The sequence below is a fragment of the Gemmatimonadaceae bacterium genome (genome assembly GCA_019752115.1).
Classification (GTDB): Bacteria; Gemmatimonadota; Gemmatimonadetes; order Gemmatimonadales; family Gemmatimonadaceae; genus Gemmatimonas.
On the sequence record JAIEMN010000024.1, the window covers coordinates 114,269 to 136,930 of the forward strand.

At 66.0% G+C, this 22,662-nt stretch carries 18 protein-coding genes and 1 pseudogene; 6 read left to right on the forward strand and 13 right to left on the reverse strand.

All coding sequences use genetic code 11. From position 1 onward, the window contains the following. The 13 genes and pseudogenes from K2R93_13155 to ndhC form a co-directional block, all read right to left on the reverse strand. The gene (locus K2R93_13155; protein ID MBY0490783.1) at positions 1–1,386 is read right to left on the reverse strand and encodes an NADH-quinone oxidoreductase subunit N; all 1,386 of its coding nucleotides are present in this window, start codon (positions 1,384–1,386) and stop codon (positions 1–3) included. Continuing rightward, entirely contained in the window at positions 1,376–2,917 is a 1,542-nt protein-coding gene (locus tag K2R93_13160) for an NADH-quinone oxidoreductase subunit M (protein ID MBY0490784.1), read from the reverse strand. The genes K2R93_13155 and K2R93_13160 overlap by 11 nt, the downstream gene beginning before the upstream one ends. Continuing rightward, the gene (gene nuoL / locus K2R93_13165) at positions 2,910–4,805 is read right to left on the reverse strand and encodes an NADH-quinone oxidoreductase subunit L (protein ID MBY0490785.1); all 1,896 of its coding nucleotides are present in this window, start codon (positions 4,803–4,805) and stop codon (positions 2,910–2,912) included. Before nuoL ends, K2R93_13160 begins: the two co-directional genes overlap by 8 nt. Before the next feature lie 6 nt (positions 4,806–4,811). Next, complete coding sequence (nuoK, locus tag K2R93_13170; GenBank protein MBY0490786.1) at positions 4,812–5,114, reverse strand: NADH-quinone oxidoreductase subunit NuoK; 303 nt, start codon at positions 5,112–5,114, stop codon at positions 4,812–4,814. After that, complete coding sequence (locus tag K2R93_13175; GenBank protein MBY0490787.1) at positions 5,107–5,643, reverse strand: NADH-quinone oxidoreductase subunit J; 537 nt, start codon at positions 5,641–5,643, stop codon at positions 5,107–5,109. Before K2R93_13175 ends, nuoK begins: the two co-directional genes overlap by 8 nt. Continuing rightward, complete coding sequence (locus K2R93_13180) at positions 5,640–6,200, reverse strand: NADH-quinone oxidoreductase subunit I (GenBank protein MBY0490788.1); 561 nt, start codon at positions 6,198–6,200, stop codon at positions 5,640–5,642. The genes K2R93_13175 and K2R93_13180 overlap by 4 nt, the downstream gene beginning before the upstream one ends. Positions 6,201–6,334: 134 nt before the next feature. Then, the gene (locus K2R93_13185; protein MBY0490789.1) at positions 6,335–7,492 is read right to left on the reverse strand and encodes an NADH-quinone oxidoreductase subunit H; all 1,158 of its coding nucleotides are present in this window, start codon (positions 7,490–7,492) and stop codon (positions 6,335–6,337) included. Continuing rightward, complete coding sequence (locus K2R93_13190; protein MBY0490790.1) at positions 7,489–9,009, reverse strand: (2Fe-2S)-binding protein; 1,521 nt, start codon at positions 9,007–9,009, stop codon at positions 7,489–7,491. The genes K2R93_13185 and K2R93_13190 overlap by 4 nt, the downstream gene beginning before the upstream one ends. Next, positions 9,006–10,355: an NADH-quinone oxidoreductase subunit NuoF gene (gene nuoF / locus K2R93_13195; protein ID MBY0490791.1), complete on the reverse strand. Its 1,350-nt coding sequence runs from the start codon at positions 10,353–10,355 to the stop codon at positions 9,006–9,008. The genes K2R93_13190 and nuoF overlap by 4 nt, the downstream gene beginning before the upstream one ends. Positions 10,356–10,392: 37 nt before the next feature. Continuing rightward, complete coding sequence (gene nuoE, locus K2R93_13200; protein MBY0490792.1) at positions 10,393–10,872, reverse strand: NADH-quinone oxidoreductase subunit NuoE; 480 nt, start codon at positions 10,870–10,872, stop codon at positions 10,393–10,395. A gap of 44 nt (positions 10,873–10,916) precedes the next feature. Continuing rightward, positions 10,917–12,329, reverse strand: coding sequence for an NADH-quinone oxidoreductase subunit D (locus K2R93_13205; protein MBY0490793.1), 1,413 nt, complete (start codon positions 12,327–12,329; stop codon positions 10,917–10,919). Positions 12,330–12,673: 344 nt separating this feature from the next. Then, positions 12,674–13,132 (reverse strand): annotated as a pseudogene (locus K2R93_13210) (NADH-quinone oxidoreductase subunit B). Between the two features lie 96 nt (positions 13,133–13,228). Next, on the reverse strand, positions 13,229–13,594 hold the full coding sequence (ndhC, locus tag K2R93_13215) for an NADH-quinone oxidoreductase subunit A (protein ID MBY0490794.1): 366 nt from the start codon (positions 13,592–13,594) through the stop codon (positions 13,229–13,231). Positions 13,595–14,047: 453 nt separating this feature from the next. On the opposite strand from ndhC, the gene K2R93_13220 reads away from it, so the two are divergent. The 6 genes from K2R93_13220 to K2R93_13245 all read left to right on the forward strand — a co-directional run bounded on the left by K2R93_13220 (position 14,048) and on the right by K2R93_13245 (position 22,540). Then, the gene (locus K2R93_13220) at positions 14,048–17,053 is read left to right on the forward strand and encodes a SusC/RagA family TonB-linked outer membrane protein (GenBank protein MBY0490795.1); all 3,006 of its coding nucleotides are present in this window, start codon (positions 14,048–14,050) and stop codon (positions 17,051–17,053) included. Between the two features lie 8 nt (positions 17,054–17,061). After that, complete coding sequence (locus K2R93_13225; GenBank protein ID MBY0490796.1) at positions 17,062–18,318, forward strand: RagB/SusD family nutrient uptake outer membrane protein; 1,257 nt, start codon at positions 17,062–17,064, stop codon at positions 18,316–18,318. Positions 18,319–18,682: 364 nt separating this feature from the next. Further along, a complete protein-coding gene (locus K2R93_13230) occupies positions 18,683–19,627 on the forward strand; it encodes a phytoene/squalene synthase family protein (GenBank protein ID MBY0490797.1) in 945 nt (314 codons plus the stop codon). Continuing rightward, complete coding sequence (locus K2R93_13235) at positions 19,624–20,586, forward strand: carotenoid biosynthesis protein (protein MBY0490798.1); 963 nt, start codon at positions 19,624–19,626, stop codon at positions 20,584–20,586. Before K2R93_13230 ends, K2R93_13235 begins: the two co-directional genes overlap by 4 nt. Before the next feature lie 108 nt (positions 20,587–20,694). After that, the gene (locus K2R93_13240; protein ID MBY0490799.1) at positions 20,695–20,985 is read left to right on the forward strand and encodes a hypothetical protein; all 291 of its coding nucleotides are present in this window, start codon (positions 20,695–20,697) and stop codon (positions 20,983–20,985) included. A 46-nt stretch (positions 20,986–21,031) separates the two neighbouring features. After that, complete coding sequence (locus K2R93_13245) at positions 21,032–22,540, forward strand: phytoene desaturase (GenBank protein ID MBY0490800.1); 1,509 nt, start codon at positions 21,032–21,034, stop codon at positions 22,538–22,540. The last annotated feature ends 122 nt before the right edge of the window (positions 22,541–22,662 follow it).

Below are 22,662 nucleotides of genomic sequence, written 5' to 3' on the forward strand. Positions count from 1 at the left end.
TTACAGCCGCGCCAGCACCCACCCGGGGAGGATGGTGAGTGCCAGGGTGGCAGCGAGACAGAGGATGCCGGCCGCACGGGACAGCGCGGCGCCGGTCGTTGCCGGCACCACGCCACGATCGGCGCTCATGAACATCCGCATGATCACGCGGAGATAGAAGTACAGGCCCAGGAAGCTGCCCACGAGACCCAACACGGCCCACGTGGTGAAGCCGGCGGCCAGGACCGACTTGAAGATCAGGAACTTCGCCGTGAAGCCGGGGAGCGGCGGCAAGCCAGCAAGCGAGAGCATGGCCACGGCAATGAGGGTGGCAGCCATCGGGTCGCGATGGAACAGCCCCTCCAGCGATTCCATGGCATCGCGCTGGACATCGTTGGCGTGCGCCGGCAGCGCCGCGAACGCCAGCAGGTTGGCCGCCGAGTACGTGATGATGTAGAACGTGATCGCCTCAAACCGCCCTTCCGGCGCGCCCAGGAACGCGTAGAAGAGATAGCCGGCGTGCGCGATGCTCGAGTACGCGATCATGCGCCGCAGCGAGTGCTGCTTCATCGCCGCGAGGTTGCCCCAGACGATGGACACCAGCGGCAATCCGGCCATGATCCCGACCATGGGCCCGGCGGGCACGGCGTTCCCGAAGAGACGCAGCGCCACCACGAGGATGGCCGCCTTGGAGAGCGTCGCCATGTAGGCCGTGACCGGCACGCTGGCGCCTTCGTAGGTATCGGGTGCCCACGCGTGGAACGGCACCACCGCCGCCTTGATGTACAGGGCGAGCAGCACCAGCACGACCGCCGTCCGGGCCATCAGATCACCGGAAGCCAGCGCCATCGTGAACGCGCTGGTGGCCATCGAGCCCGTGGCGCCATACACCAGCGACAAGCCCATCAGCAGCGTGGCCGACGCCGCGCCACTCAACACCAGATACTTGAGCGCCGATTCCGCCGCCTGGGGGCGCTTGAACGCCAGCACGATCAGCGCATACGTGGGAATCGACAGCAGTTCGATCCCGAGGAACAGCACCAGCGCGTTCTCGGCGCTCGGCAACAGCGCCAGCCCATACAGGGAGCAGAGCAGCAGGAGCGGGAACTCCACATCCTCGAACTCGGTGCGCGACATGAGCAGCACCGGCAGCGCCAGCAGCAGCAGGGACCCCTTGGTCAGGTAGATGACCGGGTTCACGACGAGCTGCCCCAGGAACGGCTCGGTCGACACACCGAGCGACGCCAACCAGAACGCCGCGCCACTGCTCGCCACGATCACCAGCGCCGCTACCGGCAGCGCCAGCGCCCGGGACATGCGCAACAGGGCAAGCACGATCAGCACCACCATCCCGCCGAGCAGCAGGTGCTCGGGGAGCATGGTGCGCAGCACATCACTACCGGGCATCGGACACCATCCCGGCGGCCATTACCGCCTGCTGAAAGTGCTTCGCGGCGCGCTCGGTCTTCTGCAGCGCCCCGTTGGGGAAGAGGCCGAGCCAGAACACCGCCACCGCGAGCGTCGTGAGCAGGAACGTCTCCCGCCCGGACAGATCACTCAGCGCTTCCCCGTGGGGCGTCTTGGTCGGCCCGAAGAGGAAGGTGAGCGCGAAGCGGAGCATATAGAGCGCCCCGAGCACCACCCCGGTGCACGCCACGACCGCCAGGATCAGCGGGCCATTGTTTCCATCGAGATGCTGCGGCCACGCCGCGGTGAACGCGCCCATCAGCGACATGAACTCGCCGGTGAAGCCGCTGGTGGTGGGAAGGCCCACCGAGGCCAGAGTGAACACCAGGAAGAACACCGCATAGCGCGGGATCTGCCGTGCGAGGCCGCCATACGCCGCGAGCTCGCGGGTGTGGCACCGCTCGTACACCATGCCCACGAGCAGGAAGAGCCCACCGGCCACCAGCCCGTGGCTCACCATCTGCACGATCGCTCCCTGAATGCCCACGAGGTCGAGGCTCAGGAGCCCCAGCATCACGTAGCCCAGATGGCTGATGGAGGAGTAGGCGATGATCTTCTTGATGTCCGTCTGCACGAGCGCGAGGCAGGCGCCGTACACGATGCTCACGACGGAGAGCGTCATGAGCAGGGGCGTCAGCTGCCGCGTGGCATCCGGAAAGAGCGGGAAGCCCAGCTTCATGAAGCCGTACGTGCCCATCTTGAGCAGCACACCGGCCAGAATCACCGAGCCCGGCGTCGGCGCCTCGACGTGCGCATCCGGCAGCCAGGTATGGAGCGGCACCACCGGCACCTTGATCGCGAAGCTCAGCGCGAACGCACCGAGCAGCGGCATCTGCACCGCCAGCGGCAGCGTGACCTTCTGCAGATCGGCGAAGGCGAAGCTCGCCACCCCGCCCTGCGCCTGCAGCTGGATGGCCAGATAGATCAGCGCCGCCAGCATCAGGATGGAGCCGAACGCCGTGTAGAGCACGAACTTGATGGTCGCATACGCGCGCCGTGCCCCGCCCCAGATCCCGATCATGAAGAACATCGGGATCAGCATCGCTTCCCAGAACAGATAGAACAGGAAGAGATCCTGCGCGAGGAAGGCGCCCATCATGGCGAACTGGAGCAGCAGCACCATCACGTGGAAGAGCCGCACATCCTTTTCGATGGCATGCGTGGCGCCCACGATCACCAGCGGCCCGAGGAACGCCGTGAGCAGCACCAGCAGCACATTCGCGCCATCGAGGCCGATGGCGTAGTGCACGCCCCACTCGGCGATCCACGGCACGTTGGTGGCAAACTGCAGCCCATCGACGCCGCCATCGAAGGCGCGATACAACACCAGCGCCAGCACGAACTGGATACCCAGCAGCACGGTACTGACGGCACGCACCTCGCTGGTCTTGTCGCGCGGGATCAGCAGCAGCGCCAGCGCACCGGCCAGCGGCAGCCACAGAATCACGTTCAGCATCAGCGCCTCAGACATAGCGCCAGCTCCAGAGCAAGGCGCCCACGAGGCCCAGCATCACGAACAGCGCGTACAGCTGCAGGCTGCCCGTTTGCAGGCGGCCCAGCAGACCGGCCGTCCATTGCGCGAAGCCTCCAAGCCCATTGAGCGTCCCGTCGAGCAGCAGCTTGTCGCCGCCACGGAAGAGGACGTTCTCGGAAATCCACGCCAGTGGCTTCACGATCACGAGCTCGTAGAGCTCGTCTACGAAGTACTTGCCGCTCAGCAACCGGTGCACCGGCGCAAAGGTTTTGGCGAGCGACTCCGCCCGAGACGCGGGGCCGCTGTATACGACGATCGCCGCACCGACGCCAACGAACGCGATCACGATGGAGGCGTAGAGCAGCGTATGCTCCATGGGCTCGAGGGCTTCCACGACCTTTGGCAGTGGCAGCAGCGGCTCGAGGAAGTGCGGCAGCTTGATGTAGCCGCCAACCGCCGAGAGGACGGCCAGCACGCCGAGCACGCCGGTCATGCTGAGCGGCGACTCGTGCACATGATGCTCAACCTCATGGCTCATGCGCGATGCGCCAAAGAACGTGAGCCACAGCAGGCGTGTCATGTAGAACGCCGTCATGAGCGCGGTCAGCGCCGCGAGCCCCCAGAGCCACGCCGCCCCGCCGTGCTCGCTTGAGAAGGTGTACCAGAGGATCTCGTCTTTCGAGAAGAAGCCGGCGAGCCCCGGAATCCCCGCGATGGCCGCGGTGGCAATGGCAAACGTGTAGAACGTCACCGGGATGTGCTTCCGCAGCCCGCCCATCTTCCGGATGTCCTGCTCCCCACCCAGCGCGTGGATCACGCTGCCGGCGCCCAGGAACAGACACGCCTTGAAGAAGGCGTGGGTCACCACGTGGAAGATCGCCACGCCATACGCGCCCACGCCCAGCGCCAGAAACATGAAGCCCAGCTGCGAGACGGTGGAGTAGGCCAGCACCTTCTTGATGTCGTTCTGCACGAGCGCGATCGTCGCCGCGAAGAACGCCGTCAGCACGCCCACGACGGCGATCACGTGGCTCGCCTCGGGGGCCATCGCATACACGCCATGCATGCGGGCCACGAGGTACACGCCCGCCGTGACCATGGTGGCCGCGTGAATGAGCGCCGAGACGGGCGTCGGACCGGCCATGGCGTCGGGGAGCCACACATAGAGCGGGATCTGCGCCGATTTGCCGGTGGCGCCCACAAACAGCAGCAGCCCGACCAGACTCGCGCTCACCATGGTGACCGGCCCCGCCGCGAACGCCGCATTGATGGCGTCCATGTCGAGCGTGCCGAACGCGCGGTACAGCAGGAACATGCCGAGCAGGAAGCCGGCGTCGCCGATGCGGTTCGTGATGAACGCCTTCCGGCCGGCCTTGGCGTTGGCAAGATCGTCGAACCAGAAACCGATCAGCAGATACGACGCGAGCCCGACCCCTTCCCACCCCACGAAGAGCACGAGCATCGAGCGCCCGAGCACCAGCAGGAGCATGAAGAACAGGAAGAGATTCAGGTACGCAAAGAAGCGCCCGAAGCTCTTGTCGTCGTGCATGTAGCCCGTCGAATAGATGTGGATCACACTGCCCACACCCGTCACGATGAGCGTCATGACCGCACTGAGGCGATCGAAGTAGAAGGCGATGTCGAAGCTCGTGCCGCCCACCGCCGCCCAGCGGTAGAAGGGCTCCACGATGGGCGTGAACCCGCTCGCCTGCAGTTGCAGGAAGGTGGCGATCGTGAGCCCGAACGCCGCCAGCGGCATCGCGCAGCCGATGAGCGCCGAGGCCGTATGGCCGAGCTTCTTGCCGCCGAATGCCGTGGCCAGGGTGCCATTGATGGCGAACCCGACCAGTGGCAGGAGTGCAATGAGGGCCAGGGGATGTGCCATGCGCCCTTAACCCTTGAGCTGAGTGAAGCGATCGAGATCGAGCGAGCGCGCATGCCGCACGAGCAGCAGCACGATCGGGATCGCGAGAGCCACCTCGGCGGTGGCCACCACAAAGACGAGGAACACCATGACCGCCCCGGCCGCGTCGCCGCGCGCCTGCGAGAAGGTCACGAGGCTCAAGTTCACACCGTTGAGCATGAGCTCCATGCACATCAGCATCACGAGCGCGTTGCGCCGGATCACGACCCCCAGAAAGCCCAGCACGAACAGGGCGCCGGAGAGGAAGAGCAGCGCCTGGGTCTTATCCACGGGTCGCCTCCCCACTGGCCGCCGGCGCGGCCGCCGCCTGCGTCCGACGGCTCACGTTGATCACCGCCAGCGCCGCCACGATCGCAGACACCAGCAGCACCGTGGTGAGTTCGAACTCGAGCCAGTACTGGCTCAGAAACGCGGAGGAAAACTGCACGAGGCCGAACGTGGACGTCCCGGTGACCGTGGTGACCGGCGCATTGCCGCTGCGCGAGACCGCCACACCGAGCACCCCGCTCAGCGCGGCGCCAACGACCACCCCCGGAATCAGCCACTTCGAGAAGCGACGTTGCCCGGCGGGTTCACGCAGCTGCAGGAGCATGATCACGTAGACCATGAACACCATCACGGCGCCGACGTAGATCAGCACCTGAAAGGCCGCAATGAAGTGCACGCCCAGGAGGCCGTAGACGGCGCCGAGCGCCGTCATCGTGGTGATCAGGGCCAGCGCGACGCGCATGGGCTCCCGCAACACCAGCATCGAGGCCGCACTCACCAGCGCCAGCGCGCCGATGAGGGCCAGGATCACGGTTTCGATGACTGGCGCCCTCGCTGCACGTTCGCGCTCAGCGTGAGCGGAACGGGTTTGGGGGGATAGGGCTTCGCCACGTCCGACTGCGGCTTCCACGTCAGCATCTCATCCATGGTCAGCCACATGTTGTAGCGGTCTTCCGAGACGAGATCGGGGACGTCCTGCTGCATGCGGATGGCATCCTCCGGGCACGCCTCCACGCAGAGGCCGCAGAAGACGCACCGCGAGTAGTCGATCTCGAAGCGCACCGGATACTTGGGGTGCGCCGGATCGTTCGGATCAAATCCCGACTCGATCTCGATCACCTTGGCCGGACAGACCGTCGCGCACATGTTGCACGCGATACACTGCGGCGACCCGTCGGGGCGCTGTGTCAGGATATGCTTGCCGCGGTTGCGTGGCGCGAAGTCCGCCCGCTTCTCCTCGGGGTAGTACGTCGTCACCGCGCCTTTCCGGCCGGTGAGCCACTTCCCCATGTTCCGCAGGAACACGCCCGTGGTGATCGCCATGCCGCGCAGCACCTCAGGGAGATAGAGCTTCTCCCAGAGCGTCAGCGTGGGCTCGTTCCAGTACTGCTTGCGCGCATACCGCACGGGCGGCTTGCGCGGGCGCGTCGGCACCGAGGCCGACGGCGCAGCGGCCGGGACGGACACGTCGTCCACATCCGGGCGCATCGGTTCGATCGCGGTCATGCCGCCCCTCCCGTCACATACACGCCCACCACCGTCGCCACGAGATTCGCGAGCGACAGCGGGAGCAAGAGTTTCCAACTCAGGCCGAGCATCTGGTCATACCGGAAGCGCGGCAGCGTCCAGCGAATCTGGATCTGCAGCACACACATGAAGGCGACCTTGCCCAGGAACGTCAGCAGCTGCAGCGGCACGCGAATCTGCTGGCTCAGGGCAATCACCGTCCCGCCGGGGAGCGTGAAGCCGGCGTCGGTCATGAACGGCAGGTTGTAGCCGCCCAGGAAGAGCGTCGCGAAGAGCGCGCCCACGACCGCGATCTGGATGAACTCGGAGAACATGAAGAGCCCGAGCTTCATCGCGCTGTATTCCGTGAAGTAGCCGGCGATCAGTTCCGACTCGGCTTCCGGCAGGTCGAACGGAATGCGCTTGTTCTCGGCGATCGCCGCCGTGAGGAACAGAAACGCCGCCACCGGCTGGTAGAAGATGCCCCACGCCGGCAGCACGCCGAAGAGCGTGCCCGACTGCCGCTGCACGATGGCCCCCAGATCCACCGTGCCGTACACGAGGATGAGCCCCATGATGGTCAGCCCCATCACGAGCTCATACGAAATCATCTGCGATCCCGCACGCAGGCCACCGAGCAGCGAGAACTTGTTCTCCGACGCCCAGCCAGCGAGCATCGCGCCGATGATCGTGAGCCCGCTGAAGGCGAACACCACGAGCAACCCGGCATCGAGCGTCGCGATCTGCATCGGATACGCCCGATCGCCAAACCACCCGGCCAGCGCCGGGATCAACTGCCCCGGCACGATCGTCCCGCCGAACGGCACCACCGCGAACACCAGCAGCACCGGCGAAAACACGATGAACGGCGCGAGGAAGTAGCCGACCTTGTCGTGCGCCTTGGGCTTGAAGTTCTCCTTGAGGAGCATCTTCGCGCCGTCGGCCATGCCGTGGAACAGCCCCAGCCAGACCAGCTTGATCTTGGTGAAGGGGATGCGGATGTAGGCCCGGTTGGCGCCGACACGATCGGCCATCACCGCACTCTGCTTGCGCTCGACCCAGGTGAGCAGGCCACCAAAGCTGAGCAGCATCACCATCGCGTAGCCGATGAAGACCAGCGTGATGGCGAGATCGGGCCACAGACTCGGGGTCATGCGCCCACCCCCGCCGCCGTCGGCGCCAGCTGCGCGAACAGCGTGGCCGCATGCGCCACCGTGGGCTGCGGCTGGAAGACCGCCGTGAACGGCGACACGGTGCCCTCACAGTTGGTGTAGTGCCCGCTCCGCTCGGTCATGATGCTGATGGGCAGGAACACATCGGCCCGCGCCAGATCGGCGTGCGCGTAGCTGTCGAGCCGGATCACGCGGGCGCCGCTCGGCAGCTGCGCCGCGTCAAACCCTTCGCCCCACACGAGCACCACATCGGCGCCCGCCAGCGCTCCAGCCACATCGGCCGGCAGCGCGGGATACAGCGCCAGCGCCGCGGTCATGTTGGGGTTCTTGTCGGCCTTGATGAGCAGTCCGTCTTCCACGACCTCGCCCGGCTGCGGCACATGGTCGGCCTTGGCATACCCGGTCAGGCGGCCGCCAAGGGCGGCGCCGATCGTGTCGCGGAACGCCGTCAGCTCCTCATTCGACGCCCAGCTCGACACCAGCGCGACCACGCGGTGGGCGCCCGCCAGCAAGGCCGCCGCCTTGGCGGTGGCCTCGGCCAGCGACGCCGGCTGACCGCCGATCATCGCCGCATCGGCGCGCGGCCGCTCGAAGATCTTCGCGAGATCGCGCCCCTTGTTGCAGATCCACGGCCCGTTCACGGCCGGGTTCTCGAGCGGCGTGACGCGCTCGATGCGCGAGTTGAGATACGGATCGAGCGCCTTGAGCGCCCATTCCGGCCGGCGGCTCCAGACGTTCACCGTGCAGCCTCGCGAGCAGCCCGGGCACACCGACGCGGTGGGCTTGGTGTACCACACCCGCGCGTGATCGAGATTCTCGCGCGACAGCAGCGCGCCCACCGGGCAGATGTCGATGACATTGTCCGAGTAGGCGTCGGTGTTGAAATTGGCGTCTTCGGCCGGGCGGATGAGCGCGTGGTCGCCGCGGTACACCGCCGCCAGCGCATGGCTCTCCGACACCTCATGCGTGAATCGGACACAGCGCGTGCACATGATGCACCGCTCGTTGTCCAGCATGATGCGATCGCTCAACGGGTAGAACTTGGTCGCGTGCGTCTTCGCATCGCGCGACAGCGACGCCATCCCGTTGTGCTCGTAGTGATAGTCCTGCAGCAGGCACTCACCCGACTTGTTGCAGATCCCGCAGTCCACCGGGTGGTTCAGGGTGATGAACTGCATCGTTTCGCGACGCAGCTTCTTCACCTTTTCCGATTCGGTGAGCACGCGCATCCCGGCGGTGACCGGCATGTTGCAGCCGATATCGAACCACGGATCGCCGCTCTCCTGCTCCACCTCCACCATGCAGATGCGGCAATTGCCCGGCACCGACAAGTCGTGGTGCCAGCAGAAGTGCGGGATGTCCACGCCGGCGCGCCGCGCCGCCTGGATCACCGACTCGCCCTTGTACGCCGTGCACGGCGTGCCGTTGATGAAGAAGTCGATCGTGCTGCTGGTATCGACTGGCTCGTTGTTGCCGCGCTTGCGGGTGGCCTGGCTCATGCGCGAGCCCCCGCCAGTCGTGGCGCCATCGGCGTGGGCACCGCGCCCTCGAAGGGATCGACCACCGCGAGACGCCCGTCGTACATGGACCGCTTGTGGGTGATGAAGTACTCGAACTCCTCGCGGTAATGATCGAGGATGGCCGTAATGGCGTAGCCGGCCGAGTCGCCCAGCGAGCAGACCGTCGTGCCGTCATTGGCATCCGAAATGCCATAGAGCCGGTCGATGTCTTCCGGTCGCCCCTGCCCCTTCACGATCCGATCGAGCACGCGCTCCATCCAGCCCATCCCCTCACGGCAGGGCGTGCACTGCCCGCACGACTCATGGTGATAGAAGCGCTGGATGTTGCGCGCCGCGCGCACCATGCACGTGCCCTCGGCAATCGCGATCATACCGCCGGAGCCGAGCTGCGAACCGGCCTTCAGCGCGGCGTTGTGATCGAGCGTCACGCCCCGCAGTTCATCGCGATTGAGAATCTTGGTGGAGACACCACCGGGGATGATGCACTTGAGGTCGCGCCCGCCCTGAATGCCGCCGCAATCCTCGAAAATGAACTGCTCCCAGGAGTACCCGTACTCGACCTCGTACACCCCGGGGCGGTTCACATGCCCGGAGATGGAGATCATCTGCGTCCCCGGGCTCTTGGGGGTACCGACCTTGCGGAAGCCCTCGGCGCCGAGCGTCAGAATGACCGGGACGTTGGCCAGCGTTTCGACGTTGTTGACCACCGTCGGCCGCTGATAGAGCCCCTTCACCGTGAGGCGCGGCGGACGGTTTCGCGGCCACCCCTTCTTGCCCTCGAGCGACGCAAGCATCGCCGACGCTTCGCCGCAGACGTACGAACCGGCGCCGCGATAGACGACCACATCCAGCGAGTAGTTCGTGCCCAGGATGTTCTGCCCGAGCAGGCCGGCCTCGTAGGCCTCGTCCACCGCGCCCTGGATGCGACGGTACGGCAGATCGAACTCGCCGCGAATGTAGATGAAGGCGTGGCGGCCGCCGATCGCATACGACGCGAGCATCAACCCTTCGAGCGTCAGATGCGGCGTGTGCTGCAGAATCCAGCGGTCCTTGAACGTCCCGGGCTCGCCTTCGTCCGCATTCATGCAGACGTAGTGCGGCTCGCCGTCGTTCGGCTTGATGACGCCCCACTTGCGACCGGCCGGAAACGCCGCGCCGCCGTGCCCGAGGAGGCCGGCGTTGCTCACTTCCTTGGTGACATCTGCCGGCTGCAGCGTCTTCAGCGCCTTCTCGAGCGCCTGATAGCCGCCCCGCGCCTTGTACGCGGCCAGCGTATGCGACGTCTCGGTGACCTCGTGGTTCATGAAGAACTTCACGCCGGTCACGGAGCCGTCTTTCCCCTGCGGGGTGTAGACCACGGGCTCACTCATGGCTCAACTGCTCCAGCAGCGCGTCCACCGCCGCCGGCGTGAGGTTCTCATGGTAGGCCTCGTTCACGCGCATCATGGGCGCCGTGCCGCAACTCGCGAGGCACTCCACGGTGCTCAGCGTGAACAGGCCGTCGGGGGTCGTTTCCCCCGGCTCGATGCCCAACTTGCCGGTGAGATAGCGGAGCAAGCCCTCCGAGCCCCGCAGCGCGCACGAAAGCGTGTGGCACACCTGCAGGTGATGCCGGCCGATGGGCTCGCGCGTGAACATCGTGTAGAACCCCAGCACCTCGTCGATCTGGGTGCGAGGCACGCCGAGATACGCCTGCAGCTCGTCCACATCGCTGTCGGCGATGTAGCCGCGCTCCTGCTGGATGCGATGCAGGCACGGGATGGTCAGCGACCCCTCGAAGCCCTCCGGGTAGCGCGCCTTCCAGCGCTCGAACTCGGGGATGAGGTGCTGAATGCTGGTCATCGATCCCGTCGCGGCCACGCGCGGGCGTTCGGACGTCTGGTCCATCATCGATCACACTCACCGCCGATCATGTTCACCGACCCGAAGGTCGTGACCACGTCGGCGAGCTGATAGCCGTTGAGCATGGTGTGGACGCCCCCCATGTGCACGAAGCTGGGGGAGCGCACATGCACCTTGTGCGGGCGCCCTTCGCCGGTACTGACGCAGTAGAACCCGAGTTCGCCGTTCGCCCCTTCGTGCGCCACGTAGATGTCACCGGCCGGCACCACCGGCCCTTCCATCACGAGCTTGAAGTGGTTGATGAGCGATTCGATCTCGGTGTAGACCAGCTGCTTCTCGGGGAAGACGCAGCGGCGGTCGTCCACCATGATCGGCCCATCCGGCACCATGTCGATGAGCTGACGAATCATGTACACCGATTCGTCCATCTCGCGCATGCGCACGTAGTAGCGATCGTAGTTGTCGCCCTTGATCCCCACCGGCACGTCAAAATCGAGCTCGCCGTAGGCGAGGTACGGCATGTCCTTGCGCAGGTCGCGGGCGGCGCCGGTGCTGCGGAGGATCGGGCCCGTGAAGCCCCAATGAATCGCGTCCTTGGTGCTGATCACGCCCACATCGCGCATGCGATCGATGAAGATGCGGTTCCGATCGACCAGCCCGTGCACGCGCTCGATGTACTCCTCGTAGTCCTTGAGGATCTCGGTCAGGCGCTCGAACCACCCGGCCGGCACATCGAAGGCCAGCCCGCCGATCCGACCGAATGTGTAGGTCACGCGCGCGCCGGTGATCGCGGCCAGATGCTCGTACATCGAGTCGCGCACCGTGACGAGATACAGGAATGCCGTCATGGCCCCCAGCTCCATGAGCTGCGCAGCCACACAGGTCAGGTGGTCGGCCAGTCGCGAGTATTCGGCGAGCAGCGTGCGCAGGTACTTGGTGCGGGGCGTGATCTCGATGCCCATGAGCTGCTCGACCGCATCGCAGTACGCGAAGTTGTTGATCAGCGCCGAGCAGTAGTTCAGCCGGTCCACATACGGGATGAGGTTGTGCCAGGTGTGATCCTCGCACTCCTTCTCGAAGCCGCGATGCAGATAGCCGCAGTGCACATCAGTGCGCAGCACCTTTTCCGCATCCAGCTCGGCGATGATCTGCACGGTGCCATGCGTGGCCGGATGCGACGGGCCGAGGTTCACGATGACCGTGTCCTCGCGCGACGCCGTGAGCGTCGTCGAGACCGGATTCGGAATCGGCGGGCGGGGGATCGGGCTAGCGGACAAGGGCGCTCTGCGGCGGACGGTACGGCACGAGGGGCTGCTCCGCCTGCTTCGGATAATCCTTGCGCAGGGGGTGCCCGACGAAGCCCTCGTAGAGGAGAATGGGACGGAGATCACCGTGCCCGCGGAACTGGATGCCGTACATGTCGTGGCATTCGCGTTCCATGTAGGCAGCCGACCCATAGAGCGGCGTCAGCGAGTCCACCGTGGGGTCCTCGGCGGTGACGCGCGTCTTGAGGCGCACGCGGACATGCGCCGTGGTCGAGAGGAAGTGGTAGACCACTTCGAAACGGCGCGCGGCCTCGGGCCAGTCCACGGCGGTCACGTCGAGGAACAGGTCGAAACCAAATTCATCGCGCAGGCGCGTCGCGACCGGCAGGAGCTGCTCCGGCATGAGCTCGAAGACCAGGATGTGGTGCTGCACGCCGCGGCAGACGATCGGCGTCTCGGCACTCACCGGGCCCTCGTGCCCCGCTTCGCCGGGGGAGAGCTGCTGGCGCAGCCGGTCGAAGAGTGGGGCAGTCACGTCAGAATCGGTCGTTGATGATGGGGTGGCGGCTGTTGGCGATCTTTTCCTGCAGCCGCATGATCCCGTCGATGACCATCTCCGGTCGGGGCGGACAGCCCGGGACATAGATGTCCACCGGGATGATCCGGTCGATCCCCGGCAGCGACGCGTAGTTCTGATAGAACCCGCCCGTGCTCGCGCAGACGCCGAAGGCCATCACCCACTTCGGCTCGCACATCTGCTCGTAGACCTTGAGGAGAATGGGCGCCTGCTTCTGGGTCACCGTACCGACCACCATGAGCAGGTCGGCCTGGCGCGGCGAAAAGCGCGGGAGCGCGGCGCCGAAGCGGTCGGTGTCGTAGTTGGACGCACTGACCGCCATGAACTCCATGGCGCAGCAGGCCGTGACGAACGGATAGGGGAAGAGCGAGAACTTGCGCGCCCAGCCGATCAGCTCATCCTTGCGCGTCGTGAGGAACTCGAACGCGCCGTCTTTCTGATGCGTCGCCGCCTTGGTCGCGAGTGGTGCATGCGCGCCCGTATCGACGATGGGAAGCCGCTTGCCGTACATCCGCTACTCCGTCACCGCTTCGAGGATGCGTGCCTTGTAGACATAGAGCAGGCAGAGCACCAGCAACGCGGTAAACAGGAAGAAGGTGAACATCATGAAGCCCGAGAGCGGTCGCGCTCCCAAGGTCCAGATGAACAGGAACATGGTTTCGAGATCGAACAGGATGAACAGAATGGCGACCGCGTAATACTTGATCGGCACCGCCTTCACGTTCAGGACGTCCACCACCGTGGCGCCGCACTCAAAGGGCTCGAGCTTCGTGGTCGTCGCGGTCGGCTTGGGGCCGAGCACCGCGTTGAGCGACAGCGCCAGGCCGACAAAGCCGACGATCGCGACCAGATAGAGCAGAAATGTGACGTAGGGTGTCATCGCACAGCGGGGGGAGTGGGCCGCGCAAGTGCCGGGCGCTATAGGACTTATCAGTCCGATCTCACAGTCCGTTTTGGCACTCGTCAACCAGCGCCGTCAACGTGCCCATGGGTACGGGCAGAGTCAAGCAGGGAATAACCGGCTATCTCATATGACTAGGCCGGTCCGGACTGCGCATATACCGGTCCGGGAATCTTTCCGGTGACGAGAGCGTCTCGGCCGCTGTTGCGGGGGGTGGAGCGCCGTTGGCCGAACCGGTTTGAAACGGGGACCAGCCGCTCCGTATTTGTACCAGTTGGGTCCCCAGTTGGAAACGAACCGGTGTGTCGCCACATTTCGCCCCCCAGCGACCTGGGCCGGACTTCCCGCATGTCCGGCTTCCAGCGCTGGTCGTCTCACCCTCATTCCCTCCAAAGGAAACGGTTGATGTCCTTCCCTTCCCTCCCTCGCCTCATGCGTCGCCTCCGGGCTGCGGGGCTGGCCCTGCCAGTGCTCGCGTTCCCGGTCGTCGCCCAGGCGCAGACCGGTACGATCACCGGCAAGGTGACGGATGCCGCCAGCAAGGCCCCCATTGCTGACGCACGCATTCAGATCACCGGTACGGCGTTCGGTACGCAGACCAACGCCGAAGGCGATTATCGCCTCACCGCCGTCCGCGCCGGCATGGTGCAGATCTCGGTCCTCCGGCTCGGCTACAAGTCCACGCGCGACTCGATCCGTGTGGCGGATGGCCAGTCGGTCACGCTGAACATCAAGCTCGAGCAGTCGGCGATCAACCTCTCGGAAGTCGTCGTCACCGGTACGGCCGGTAACCAGGAGCGTAAGGCGCAGTCGGCGCTCGTCGCCTCCGTGAAAGCGGCGGACATCATCAAGGACGCCCCGATCACCAACGTGGCCAGCATGCTGCAGTCGCGCGTCCCGGGTGTCGCGCTCTCGGCGCAGTCGGGCACGAAGGGTGTGGCGACGAGCATCCGCATCCGCGGCGCGTCGTCGATCAACCTCTCGAACCAGCCGCTCATCTTCATCGACGGCGTGCGCCTCAATGAAGGCTTCATCGGCGCGAACCAGTCGGGTCAGTCGTTCGACCGTTTCAACGACCTGAACCCGGAAGAGATCGAGAGCATCGAAGTCGTGAAGGGCCCGGCCGCCGCGACGCTGTACGGCGCCGACGCCTCGGCCGGCGTGATCCAGATCATCACCAAGAAGGGCAAGGCCGGCTCGAGCACGTTCACGCAGAACGTCCGCGCCGAGCAGAGCACGTCCGACAAGAACTTCTCGCCCCCGTCGAACTACGCGCTGTGCACGGCGGCGGCCGTCGCCGCGACGTCGACCAACCCGCTCTGCCGCGGCAAGGCGGTGGGTGACCTGGTGAGCGACAACCCGCTCGAGCGTGTCAACGCCTTCCAGCAGGGCGAAGGCCGCATCGTGAACTGGAACGGGCGTGGCGGTGGCCAGAACTACGGCTACAACCTCTCGTACGGCTCGGACAACACGTTCGGCGTGCTGCCGAACAACCGCTTCAACCGCTACAACATCCGCACGAACGCCAACTACATCGCCAACTCGAAGCTCAACTTCGACGCCGGCCTTGGCCTCGTGCAGACGCAGGTTGACCTGCCGGACAACGACAACAACATCTTCGGCTGGCTCGGCGGCGCGATGCTCGGCTCGCCGCTCACGCGCAATGACTCGCCGACGGGTCAGGCGACGAACGACGGCTGGTTCTCGCGTCGTCACTACAACGCCATCGCGTCCAAGCAGAATCGCCTGCTCACGAAGCGCGTCACGAGCTCGCTGACGGCCAACTACGCGCCGACCACCTGGTTCACGAACCGCTTCATCGGCGGTATGGACTACTCCGGTGAACTCACGGACTTCTTCCAGCCGAAGAACGACTCGCTCTGGTGGGGCGGCCTGAACGACGGCGGCAACCGTGCGATGGCCTCGCGTGGCGCCGAGCGTTACACGTTCGACTACAGCGGCAACATGAAGAAGAACTGGGCCATGGACATCGAAAGCAATCTGTCCTTCGGCCTGCAGGTGATCTCGTCGCGCAACCAGGTCGTGAGCTCGACGGGTACGGGCTTCGTGACGAACGCCAACAACTCGATCGGCTCGGCTGCCATCAACACCGGCAGCAGCGGCTTCACCGAGCAGCGCCAGTACGGCTACTTCGGGCAGCTGCAGCTTGGCTCGGCCAACCGTCGCTTCATTCAGCTCGGCGCGCGCGTTGACCGCAACTCGTCGTTCGGTTCGCAGTCGCCGTCCTTCTTCCTGCCCAAGATCGGCGGTACGTGGACGATCTCGGAAGAAGACTTCTTCCAGCCGCTCTCGCGCTATGTGAGCCAGCTGCGTGTCCGTGCCTCGTGGGGTACCACGGGCCGGTCGCCTGGCCCCGGCGACGCGCTCACGACGCTCGCCGCCGCGACGTACAACATCACCGGCACCGCGGGCGCCGGCGTGGTCCTCGGCAACCCCGGTAACCCCGACCTCAAGCCGGAACGCGGCACGGAGTTCGAGACGGGTATCGATGCCGGCTTCTTCAACAACCGCGTGGGCATGGAGCTCACGTACTTCAACAAGAAGACCAAGGACCTGATCATCACGCGGCCCATTCCGCCGTCGCTCGGCTTCAACAGCAACCCGCTGGCGAACCTGGGCTCCGTGCTGAACAGCGGCGTCGAGCTCGGCCTGAACATCGCGGCGCTCAACATGCCGAACGCCAAGTGGGATGTCCGCTTCGGTGCCAACACGCTGCACAACGAACTCACGAGCCTGGGCGGCGTCGCGCCGTTCGCGCTCGGCGCCTCGGGCCGCACGCTCGTGGGCCAGCAGGTCGGTGTGTACGTGTCCAAGCAGATCCAGTCGATCGACGTGGCCAACAACAAGGTCATCGTGAACGACACGCTGACGCCGATGGGCAACCTGTTCCCGACGCTCGAGTGGAACCTCACGAACACGGTGACGCTGTTCAAGAACCTGCGCGTGGCGGCCCTGCTCGACTCGAAGCGGGACTATCTCGTGCAGAACTTCACGGCGTTCTTCCGTGAGACGCAGATCCCGGTGGCGCAGAACCGCATCGACGTGAACAAGCTCTCGGCCTACGAGCGCCTCCGTCGCTACGGCAACCTGACGGCCGGCCAGCCCGCCTTTGTGCAGAAGAACGGTGGCGCGGCGACGGTGAACGACGTGACCGACGCCTACCTGCAGCCGGGCGACTTCACGCGTCTGCGTGAAGTGTCGGCGACGTACACCCTGCCGAACTCGCTGCTCGGCTGGACGAACAAGCGCATCACCAACCTCTCGGTCACGGTGGCGCTGCAGAACGTCAAGCTGTGGACGAACTACGAAGGCTTCGACCCGGAAGTGAACTCGCAGACCGGCGCCTTCTCGCGCCAGGACTTCCTGACGCTGCCGAATCCGAAGACGACTGTCGTCCGTCTCAACCTCAACTTCTGACCGCGACCATGCCCATCAAGAATTTCCGTCGCGCCGTCACGCGCACGGCCGCGGGCACCGTCATGCTCCTCGGAGCATCGGCCTGCGGTGATCAGTTCCTCACCGTGACCAATCCGAACGTGATCGACGCGAGCACGGTCGATCCGGTCTCGAGCGGTGCCACGCTGGCGCTCTCGGCGATGCAGAACCTCGCGTTCGCGGAGGGACTGGCGGCCGCGTACGTCTCCTGGTTCACCGAGGAGACGAACGTCGGTGACACCTTCCCGACGCGTAACGAGTTCGGCTTCCGTCAGATCACCGACCTGAACGGCTCCCTCTCGACCGACGTGTGGGCACCGCTGTCGCTCGCGGCGGCGTCGTCCAAGCAGGTGCTGGATCTCGCGCTGCCGACGCCGGCCACGAACATCAACGTGGCCCGTGCCGCGTTCGCGCGTGGCTTCGCCGTGCTGCAGATCGCGAGCGACTTCTGCGAAGGCACGCTGTCGTCGGGCCCCAAGCTCACGACGTCGGCGCTCCTCGACACGGCCGCGTTCTGGTTCTCGCGGGCGATCGACGTGGGCACCGCGAACGCCAGCACCGAAGGCGTCTCGCTGGCCAACGCGTCGCGCGTGGGCCGCGCCCGTGCCCGTCTGCAGAAGGGTGACAAGGCGGGGGCGGCGGCCGATGCGGCCGCCGTGCCGGCCGGCTTCCAGTATGACCTGCGCTACACGGACGACGCGGCCAACCGCAATCGTCTGTCGAACCGTCAGTGGATCTTCTCGTTCGACCGGGCGAACCTCTCCGTGGCGCCGTTCTTCCGTGTGAACGACCCGCGCGTGACGTACCGCACCGGCGCGGCCGCCACGGCGGCTCCGCAGGACGGCAATCTTCCGGGTGGCTACTTCCAGCAGACCAAGTTCCCGGCCTACGGGTCGCCGATGCGGCTCGCCTCGAAGCTCGAGGCGGACTACATCGTCGCCGAAGCCACCGGCACCTCGGCGATGCTGGCGCTCATTCAGAGCCGTCGCGCCGCGCTGGGCCTCCCGGCCTACACCGGCGCCACGACCGATGCGGCCGTGCTGACGGAGTTCTTCAACCAGCGCGCCTTTGAGTTCTACCTCGAAGGCAAGCGCGTGGCGGACCTCCGCCGCGCGCCGGCGGCGATCTCGAACATCACGCCGGCTGGCGGCACGTACTTCAAGCCCGGCTACCAGGCCGTCGGCAACCAGACGTGCTACCCGCTTCCGCGCACGGAGACGGACAACAACCCGAACACGAAGCCGTAACGCTTCCGGGGTGGCAGGACACGGCGGGCGCGGGGAGTTTCCCCGCGCCCGCTCGTTTTTGTGGGGGGACGGCCGGCGATGACGGGGATTCGGTCAGTCCAGAGTGTCAGCCGTAGTTGACAGTAGGACCGGGCGGTCGCAAAATGGAGCAGCTGCCGGGACACCTCTGTGCCCGGCCCCGGAATGATGCGGGAACCTCTTGCCCTGACTGGCGTTCACTAGTCGGGGCATCCCTGACAGCAGGGGCTCCCGCGCGAACTGTCTACCTGCCCGATCCCGTTTCGATGACCTCACGGCGTCCCTCGCTCCAGGTGGCATGAGCGCGATAGCGACTGCGAAGGCGACTGCTGCCCAGCCGGGCATCGTGTCCGGGTCTCTGGATGACGCGGCGGAGTGCGCCCGTATCACCATGGCGCATGCCCGCACCTTTTCGCTGGCCAGCAAGCTGCTGCCCACCGAGAAGCGACGCGCCGCGTACGCGCTGTACGCCTTCTGCCGCGTGGCCGACGACCTGGTGGATCAGGCCGATCACAACAACCTGCGGGCGCTGCGCGTCCAGCTCGACGAGTACCGCGAGCAGTTGCAGGCGGCGCTCGATGGCCGCCCCAGCGGGCCGATCTTCCGCGAGATGGCGTGGGTGAGCCGCAGCTACGAGGTGGCGCCCGATCCCCTGTTCGAGCTGCTCGACGGCGTCGGCCGCGATCTCGAAGCGCACACCTACGAGACCTGGTGTGAGCTCGAGCAGTACTGCGAGGGGGTCGCCAGCTCCGTGGGGGAGATGTGCACCTACGTGTTCGGTGTGCCGGCGGGTCCCTCCATGCGCCAGCAGGCTATTCGCTACGCCCGCACGCTCGGCACCGCCATGCAGCTCACCAACATCCTGCGGGATGTGGGTGAAGATGCGCATCGCGGCCGCTGCTATCTCCCGGCCGAGGACATGGCACGATTCGGGCTCTGCCCGCAGGACGTGCTGACGCGTGGTCCCGAGCTGGTGCGCGAGCCCGGGTGGGCTCGCCTGATGGCGTTCGAAGTGAGCCGCGCCCGCGCGCTCTACGCGGCCGCCATGCCCGGCATTGCCCTGCTCGCCGCCGATGCGCAGCGCTGCGCGGCGGCCTGCGCCAACGGCTACGCCGGCATCCTCAGCGCAATAGAGGCGCAGGGGTACGATACGATTTCCACGCGGGCCCGGATCGGCCGCATGGCTCGGGTTGGGATTCTCTGGAACGCCTGGCGCTATCGTGCGCCGGAGCCTGATCTCTCCGCCCTCGGACACGGGCCCCGCATCGTGTGGGAGCCACAAAGCGCATGACGACACCCTCGTTCCAGCGCGACGCCAACGCCGAGACGTTCTTCAAGGTGGCGTCGCTGGCCCTCGTGGGCCACGCGTTCTTCTCGCTCTTCTCGGCCTTCGCCTTCGCGACGTTCCTGCTGCCGCCGTATCCGGATTGGCTGCAGAGCCCGCAGAACCAGAAGGTCATGGCGGTCGGCTTCGCCTACGGCGGCGCCACGACGGTCACGCTGGGGGCCATTGCCGGCCTTGGCTTCCTCGCGTGGGCCGTGGGCACCCGCAAGGCGCTGACGGTCTTCGCGATCGCCTTCGCGCTGGCGTTTACCTCCGAGTACCTCGGCACGGTGACCGACTACCCGTTCGGCGCCTACGAGTACACGAGCCAGCTGGGCTACAAGATCGCCGGCCGCGTGCCGTTCAACATCCCGACGTCGTGGTTCTACATGCTGGTGGCGTCGCTCGCGATCTGCGGGCGCTTCCTGCCGGGCAAGGACGACAACACGTCGCGCTGGTGGTGGGCGTTCGTCGGCGGCGTCGTCCTCACGCTGTGGGACGTGTCCATGGACCCGGCGATGGTGAAGACCAATCACTGGTTCTGGCAGATCGGCGATCTCTCGCATCTGCCGGCGTGGCGCCAGCTCATCGGCAAGCCGATCTTCTTCGGCATGCCGCTCACCAACTGGATGGGGTGGCTGCTCACGGGCATTCTGGTCGCCCGCGTGATGCTGGCGATCATCCCGCCGTCGGTGTGGGTGTCGGCGATCGCGCCGCATCGCCTCCCGATTGCGCTGTACGCGCTCAACGGCGTGCTCCCGATCGTGATCTGCGCCCGCTGGGACATGATCCCGGCCGCGATCCTGGGCACGATCGCCATGGCTCTGCCCCTCTGGCTTGCCCTGCGCAACGATCCGTTGCCGCTCACCAGTCTCGGGACTGCGCCCAAGCCGAACGTCGGCGAGGGCGCTCTCAGCACCCGATAAGCGACAGGGGCGGCATCCGAGATGCCGCCCTCTTCGTTTCTCGGGGAATCCCGGGCACCGTCCGCCGTGTTACGGCGTTAGATCCCCGTCTGCCACTGAACTCCCCGCATGGATCGCCTCGTCCCGATTTTCGATTCCGACGCGCTGCCGATCGGTATTCTGGTCCTCATCCTGGTTGAGGCCCTGGTGCTGATCATCTGGCAGCGTCGGAACCCCGAGTCGCCACTGGGCTCGCCCAACACGGCGCGCATCGTGTCGTTCCTCGGGGCCGGTGGCTCGCTGGTTGCGGCGATGATCTTCCATCGCCGGGAGGTGCCGTCGCCGGAAGGATTCGCCGTGGCGATGCTCTGTGCGATGGTGATTCACCTGTGGCATATCGCCGTGCTGCTGCGCCGCTGAGCGGCGGCGGCAGTCGGTCTTCATCAGTCCTTCAGCACTCCGATTCATGCGCATCGTCGTCATTGGCAGTGGCTTTGGCGGTCTGGCCGCAGCCATTCGTCTCCAGGCCCAGGGGCACGACGTCACCATCGTCGAGAAGCTCGACAAGGCTGGTGGTCGCGCCTACGTGTTCGAGCAGGATGGCTTCACCTTCGACGCCGGCCCGACGATCGTCACCGCGCGCTGGGTCTTCGACGAGCTCTTCGCGCTCACGCGCCGGAAGACCGAAGACTATGTGAACCTGGTCCCGGTCAATCCGTTCTACAACGTCCGGTTCGAAGACGGCTCCGTCTTCCACTACAACGGCGACAAGGACGAGCTCATTCGCCAGGTGCGGGAGTTCAATCCGGCCGACGTGGCGGGGTATGAGAAGTTCCGCGCGAAGTCGTGGAGCATCTTCAACATCGGCATGCCGCTCATCGACAAGCCGTTCCTGACGCTGGGCTCGATGATCAAGGCGCTGCCGGATCTGATCCGCACGCGCGCCGACCGCTCGCTGGCCACGCTCGCCGAGCAGCACATTCGCGACCCGCGCCTGCGTCAGGTGTTCTCGTTCCATCCGCTCTTCGTCGGCGGTAATCCGTACGCTACCTCGTCGGTCTATGCGCTCATCCACAAGCTCGAGCAGCAGTGGGGCGTGCTCTTCCCGATGGGCGGCATGGGCGCGCTGGTGCGCGGCCTCGTGCAGGCGTTCGAGGATCTTGGCGGCAAGATCCGCTACGAGTGCGAAGTCGAAGAGATTCTGGTGGACGACGCCAAGCGCGCCACCGGCGTGCGGCTCAAGGGCGGTGAGCAGCTGCGCGCCGACACGGTCGTCTGCAATGGCGATGTGGTCACGGCCTACCGCAACTGGCTCCCGAAGCACGCCGGCCGGCAGGGCACCGCGCGGCGCATGGAGAAGCTGCAGATGTCGATGTCGCTGTTCGTGCTCTACTTCGGCACGAGCAAGCAGTACCCCGATATCAAGCACCATGAGATCCTCATGGGCCCTCGCTACAAGGCGCTGCTCGAGGACATCTTCGAACGGAAGATCCTCGCCGAGGACTTCTCGCTGTACCTGCACCGCCCTACCGCCTCCGATCCGTCGCTGGCGCCGCCGGGCCATGACTGCTGGTACGTCCTCTCACCGGTGCCGCATCTCGGCAGTGGGACCGATTGGGAAGCGGTGGGCCAGCGCTATCGCGACCGCATCATGCAGTACCTCGAAGACCGCTACCTCCCGGGGCTCCAGCAGCATCTGGTCACCGAGCGGCGCATCGATCCGCGGTACTTCGAGAAGACGCTCAACAGCTACATGGGGAGCGCCTTCGGCCCGCAACCGGTGCTGACCCAGTCGGCGTGGATGCGCCCGCACAACCGCGACCAGCAGATCAAGAACCTCTACTTCTGCGGCGCCGGCACCCACCCGGGCGCGGGGCTGCCGGGCGTGGTGGCCAGCGGCAAGATCGTCGCCGAGCTCATTGGCGGGGCGCCGGCCAAGCGGAACGTCACAGCGCCGGAACTGGCACCGGTGTGAGGGACCATGGGGCCCACCACTGAATTTCAGGAGCCAGGTGGGAGGGCTTAGGGGGAGGACGGGGCAGTCCGAGAGGACTGCCCTTCGTCATTTCCACCTCCCCCGGACTGCTCCCCCTCTTC